The following is a 4,963-nucleotide window of genomic DNA, read 5'->3' on the forward strand; positions in this document are numbered from 1 at the left end:
CACACCAAAGAGCTCCCGCGCCTCCCGTAGGGGATGGCGGAAAGGGCGCACGTCGCGGGCCAGTTCGGGGAGGACCTCTTCGTATTCGTCATCCTCGACTTCGGCCTCGGACAAAGATGCGCCTGGGGCCTCGTGCGGCGTGACGATGAAGGACTCGTACCCGGTGTCGAGGCGGACGATCCGGTTCGTCGTGCAGCCTGTGACCCACATCATCAGGAGCAGCGGAACCACTGGGTGCGCGGCCATGAAGTCTCCCCGGCGAGAGTCCTGCGGCCTGCCATGAGTATCGTGTCGGGCTGACAGCCCCCCGAAGACCGCGTGGGTCTACTCCGACTGTCGTGGTCAGCGACTGCAAGTCTCCGCGCATCGAGGTCTCTACCCCTCGGGTGGTATGGCTGGTGATGAGGCTCCGCTCGATGCTGGCGCGACTCATTGCTGGAAGGGGGCCCCTGTATGACTGGGTGGTGTCTGCTGCTCCTGGCGGTGGCGTTCGCGGAGTTCATCGCGATCTCCGTCCTCGTCGGGCTGAAGAGGGATGCGGAGGCGACACTTCGTTCGGTGAAGGATGAGGGTGAACGGCAGCTCTCCGCCCTGCGTGAGCGCAATCGCGTGCTCGAGAAGTATCAGTCCATCATCGACGTGGAAGCCCACGTGGCGACGCTGCGAGACGAAGCCGAGAAGGGTGCCGCCGAGGTCCTGGCCAGCGCTTCAACGGAAGCCGCTTCCCTGCGAAGCCGTGCCGATGTGGACGCGGCGGAGATTCGCAAGCGTGCCGAAAGCTCCCTCGCGGATGCGAGCCGCGAGGCCAGCCGGCTCATCGAGTCCGCGAACAAGCGCGCACAGGAGATCGCCGGCGAGGCCTTCACGGCCATCCAGAAAGCGAAGCAGCTGGAACAGACCGCCACGGCGATGCGCAACATCATCGAGGGATACGGAGACCGCTACCTTGAACCCACCCAGGGCGTGCTCGACGAACTGGCAGAGCAGTTCGGCTTCACCGACGCCGGTGCCAGGCTCAAGACCGCCCGCGAGAAGATGCGCTCGATGATTCGCACGGGCAAGGCGGCCACCTGCAACTACGCGGAGGCCCACCGCCGCGCCACCGCCATCGAGTTCGTCCTCGACGCCTTCAATGGCAAGGTGGACTCCATCCTCGCGGACGTCCGCCACGACAACCACGGCACGCTCTCACAGAAGGTGCGCGACGCCTTCAGCGTCGTGAACCACAACGGCCAGGCCTTCCGGGAGGCACGAATCCAGCTGGACTACCTGAACGTACGCCTCGATGAGCTCAAGTGGGCCGTGGTGGTCAACGAGCTGAAGCTGAAGGAGCGCGAGGAGCAGCGGCTCATCAAGGAGCGCATCCGCGAGGAGGAGAAGGCCCAGCGGGAATTCGAGCGCGCCCAGCGGGAGGCCGAGAAGGAAGAAGACGTCCTTCGCAAGGCGATGGAGAAGGCCCGGAGCGAGTTCGAGAAGGCGGGGGACGCGCAGAAGGCCAGATACGAGGAGAAGCTCGCCGAGCTCGCCCTGAAGCTCCAGGAGGCGGAGGAGAAGAACAAGCGGGCCCTCTCCATGGCCCAGCAGACGAAGACAGGCCATGTCTACGTCATCTCCAACATCGGCTCCTTCGGCGAGGACGTCTTCAAGGTCGGGCTCACCCGCCGGCTGGAGCCGCTGGACCGCATCCGGGAGCTGGGGGATGCGAGCGTGCCCTTCGAGTTCGACGTGCACGCCCTCATCCACAGCGAGGACGCCCCCTCCCTCGAGCGCGAGCTGCACAAGCGCTTCGTCCGGGCCCAGGTCAACAAGGTCAATCCCCGCAAGGAGTTCTTCCGGGTCGCGCTCCGTGACATCCGACAGGTCGTCGACGAGATGGGCCTGCAGACCCAGTGGACGATGACCTCCGAGGCCCGGGAGTACCGGGAGACGCAGGCCGTCGAGCGCTCCCTGCAGAGCCAGTCCTTCGAGGAGAGCACCTGGCTCAAGAAGCAGCTCGAGGCGCAGGACGCGATGCGCCTCGAAGCCACCCGTGGCGCCGAGCTCGCGGCGGGGTGATGCTCCGTCTACGGCGCTGACAGCGGCTGCCAGTTCGAATCCGACCAGACGAACGGATTGCCCCCTGGCCCGGATTCGCGTTGCGGAGTACCTCCGCCAGCCATCGCCCGGCCAATCGCTTTCGCAAGGAGCAGACGTCTTCAATGACGCCGGAATGGTCAGTGAAGGCCATGCCTTGCAATACCCCGGGTATGGGTTCGTAATGTCTGACGTCCGCACGGATGCGGACGGCACGGGAGACACGATGAAGAACCTGCGATGGCTGATGTGCGCGGTGGCGCTGTCTGTCGTTGGCTGTGGTGGCCCTGTCCCGGAGGAGGAGACGCTCCCCGAGGACCTCGCCGAGGGCCAGGTGTCCCAGGCCGCGGTGACGTGCACGGAGACCTGGGGCACGTGCAACGTGGGACGGTGCGAGCTGGGAGCGCTCGACCGGTTCGCGATCCTCACCACGACCTGCTGTGACGCGAACGGGGCCTGTACCACCACGCGCAAGCGCATCTGCGGCTGCTAGCCACGGACGGCCTCCCGGTCCACCGCCGCCACGGTGGACCGGAGCCCGCGCGCCCTACCGCCGCCGGTCCTGGATGGTCTTGAACACGATGCGGTCCAACAGGCCCGGGGTGAACAGCTTGAGGTACTGACCCACCTTGCCCTTGGGCGTCATGACCACCTCGCGCTCGCGCCGGTCCATGGCGCGCAGGATGATGGCCACGCAGGTGCCCACATCCATGTTGTTGCCCTCGCTCTCGTCATGGGCGCTCACCTGGAGCGGCTTGCCGTCCTTGCCCAGCGCGTTGGCGCGCACGTTGGTGGACACGAAGCCCGGACACACCACTGTGACATCCACCCCCGTGCCCATCAGCTCCACGCGCAGCGAGTCGAAGAACCCGTGCATCGCATGCTTGCTCGCCGCGTAGCCCGTGCGCGTGGGCACGCCCGTCTTCCCCGTCAGGGACGAAATCGCCACCAACAACCCACGCCGGGCCTTCAGGTGCGGCAGCGCCGCGTGCGTGCAGTACACCGCGCCCAGGTAGTTGATGCGCATCAGCCGCTCGAAGATGCCCAGGTCGGTGATGTCCTCGAACCTCGCGTCCATGGAGATGCCCGCGTTGTTGACGAGCACGTCCACGCCGCCAAAGGCCTCCACCGCCTTCTCCACCATCCGCCGGCACGCCTCCGGGTCCCCCACGTCCGTGGCCACCGCCACGGCCTTGCCACCCGCCGCCTCGCACCGCTGCTTCACCCGCTGGAGCGCGTCCTCGCTCCTGGCCGCCAGCACCAGGTTCGCGCCCCGCGCAGCCAGCGCCACCGACAGCTCCTCGCCGATGCCCATGGAGGCACCCGTCACGACCACGCACTTGCCTTGCATGGCCGCATTCTCACCCCGCAAGAACGGCCCGTCGAGGTCGCCTGCCCCGGGTCCTACACCCGCGCACAGAGGGGCGACTCCACCGTGAATCGACCGGGTGACACTTCCTGGCGCCCCCGGTGTTCCAGTCGCGCCAACGCATTTCACGAGGGGAAGGAACACCATGTCGTCCATCGCGGTCATCGCCCAGGCTCACGCGGAGAACCTCGGGTGGCTCAGCAGCAAGCTGCTCGGCTTCACGCTCACCTCCGCCGAGTGGGTGCTCTGGATCCTGGTGTGCCTGTCGGTGCTGTCCATCGGCATCATGCTGGAGCGCGCGGTGTACTTCGCCCGGTACCGGCTGGCGGACTCGGAGGCGCTGGCGGTGCGGCTGGCGCGCGGCGAGCACGAGGCGGTGCGCGTGGCCATCCAGGGCAAGCGCGGCATGGAGGCCGCCATCATCCGCGAGGGCCTGGCCTCCAGCGAGCAAGGCGCCGACACCGTGGAGCAGGTCATCGCCTCCACCATGGCCCGCGAGCGTCCCCAGTATGAGCGCTTCCTCTCCTTCCTGGGCACCCTGGGCAACAACGCGCCGTTCATCGGCCTGTTCGGCACGGTGCTCGGCATCATCAAGGCCTTCAACGACTTGGGCGCCAGCAACGTGAAGGGCGCGGCCATCCAGCAGACGGTGATGGGCGGCATCTCCGAGGCGCTCGTCGCCACGGCGGTGGGCCTGGCCGTCGCGATTCCCGCCGTCGTCGCCTTCAACATCTTCAACCGTCAGCTCAAGACGCTCACCAGTCGCGCCAACGCCCTGGGCCACGCCCTGGTCGGCAGCCTGCGCGCGGAGGCCCGCTAGCCATGGCCGGAGGCGCGCAGGAGAACGAAGAGGAAATCACGGGCATCAACGTCACGCCGCTGGTGGACGTGGTGCTGGTGCTGCTCATCATCTTCATGGTGACGGCGAACTTCATCGTCCGCGAGACGGTGGAGGTGGACCTGCCCCGCGCGGCCAACGGTGGCGAGACGGTGCAGGGCCTGGTCAACGTGGTGCTCGACAAGGAGGGCAAGCTCTACTTCGACGGCGCGCTCGTCACCGAGCCCGAGCTGTCCGCCAAGGTCGCGGAGGCGGTGGCCAAGGACAAGGACACGCGCGCCATCATCAGCGCCGACCAGACCATCGCGTACGGCCAGGTGATGCGCCTCATCGACACGGTGAAGGGCCAGGGCATCGCGAAGTTCGCCCTCAACATCGAGAAGGACGCCGCGCCCGCGCCGCGGGGCTGACGTGAAGGCCATGAGTACGAGCGCGCTCGACAGTGAGTTCGTGTTGCCCCGCCGGGGCGGCAACGGGTTGTTCGTGGGGTTCGTCGCGGGCTCGCTCGCGTTGCACGGGCTGGGGTTGGTGGTGCTGCACACCCGTCCTCCCGAGCGCACCGCGCCGCAGCGGCCCGTGGAGCTGGTGATGGTGGAGGTGACGAAGCCGCCGCCTCCGCCGCCCGAGGTGAAGGAGGAGCCCAAGCCCGAGCCGCCCCCGCCGCCCAAGGTGCGCGTGAAGCC

The 4,963-nt window shown here is 67.5% G+C and carries 5 protein-coding genes and 2 pseudogenes; 5 read left to right on the forward strand and 2 right to left on the reverse strand.

Features of this window, described 5'->3' with window-relative positions:
• Positions 1 to 246, reverse strand: a pseudogene (locus FL311_RS41115) (hypothetical protein); the annotation flags it as partial.
• A gap of 207 nt (positions 247 to 453) precedes the next feature.
• On the opposite strand from FL311_RS41115, the gene FL311_RS41120 reads away from it, so the two are divergent.
• Complete coding sequence (locus FL311_RS41120; RefSeq protein ID WP_141333080.1) at positions 454 to 2,055, forward strand: DUF4041 domain-containing protein; 1,602 nt, start codon at positions 454 to 456, stop codon at positions 2,053 to 2,055.
• 202 nt (positions 2,056 to 2,257) lie between these two features.
• Complete coding sequence (locus FL311_RS41125; RefSeq protein WP_141333081.1) at positions 2,258 to 2,566, forward strand: hypothetical protein; 309 nt, start codon at positions 2,258 to 2,260, stop codon at positions 2,564 to 2,566.
• Between the two features lie 54 nt (positions 2,567 to 2,620).
• Here the strand turns inward: FL311_RS41125 and FL311_RS41130 are convergent, their stop codons facing one another.
• Positions 2,621 to 3,424, reverse strand: coding sequence for an SDR family oxidoreductase (locus FL311_RS41130; protein WP_141333082.1), 804 nt, complete (start codon positions 3,422 to 3,424; stop codon positions 2,621 to 2,623).
• A 163-nt stretch (positions 3,425 to 3,587) separates the two neighbouring features.
• Between FL311_RS41130 and FL311_RS41135 the strand changes: the two genes are divergently transcribed.
• The 3 genes and pseudogenes from FL311_RS41135 to FL311_RS41145 form a co-directional block, all read left to right on the forward strand.
• Positions 3,588 to 4,262 carry a MotA/TolQ/ExbB proton channel family protein gene (locus tag FL311_RS41135; RefSeq protein ID WP_046710965.1) on the forward strand — a complete coding sequence of 225 codons (675 nt, stop codon included), beginning with the start codon at positions 3,588 to 3,590 and terminating at the stop codon, positions 4,260 to 4,262.
• A 2-nt stretch (positions 4,263 to 4,264) separates the two neighbouring features.
• On the forward strand, positions 4,265 to 4,690 hold the full coding sequence (locus tag FL311_RS41140) for a biopolymer transporter ExbD (protein ID WP_141333083.1): 426 nt from the start codon (positions 4,265 to 4,267) through the stop codon (positions 4,688 to 4,690).
• 10 nt (positions 4,691 to 4,700) lie between these two features.
• A pseudogene (locus tag FL311_RS41145) lies at positions 4,701 to 4,963 on the forward strand (energy transducer TonB); the annotation flags it as partial.

The sequence above is a fragment of the Myxococcus sp. AB025B genome, assembly GCF_006518215.1.
Taxonomy (GTDB): domain Bacteria; phylum Myxococcota; class Myxococcia; order Myxococcales; family Myxococcaceae; genus Myxococcus; species Myxococcus fulvus.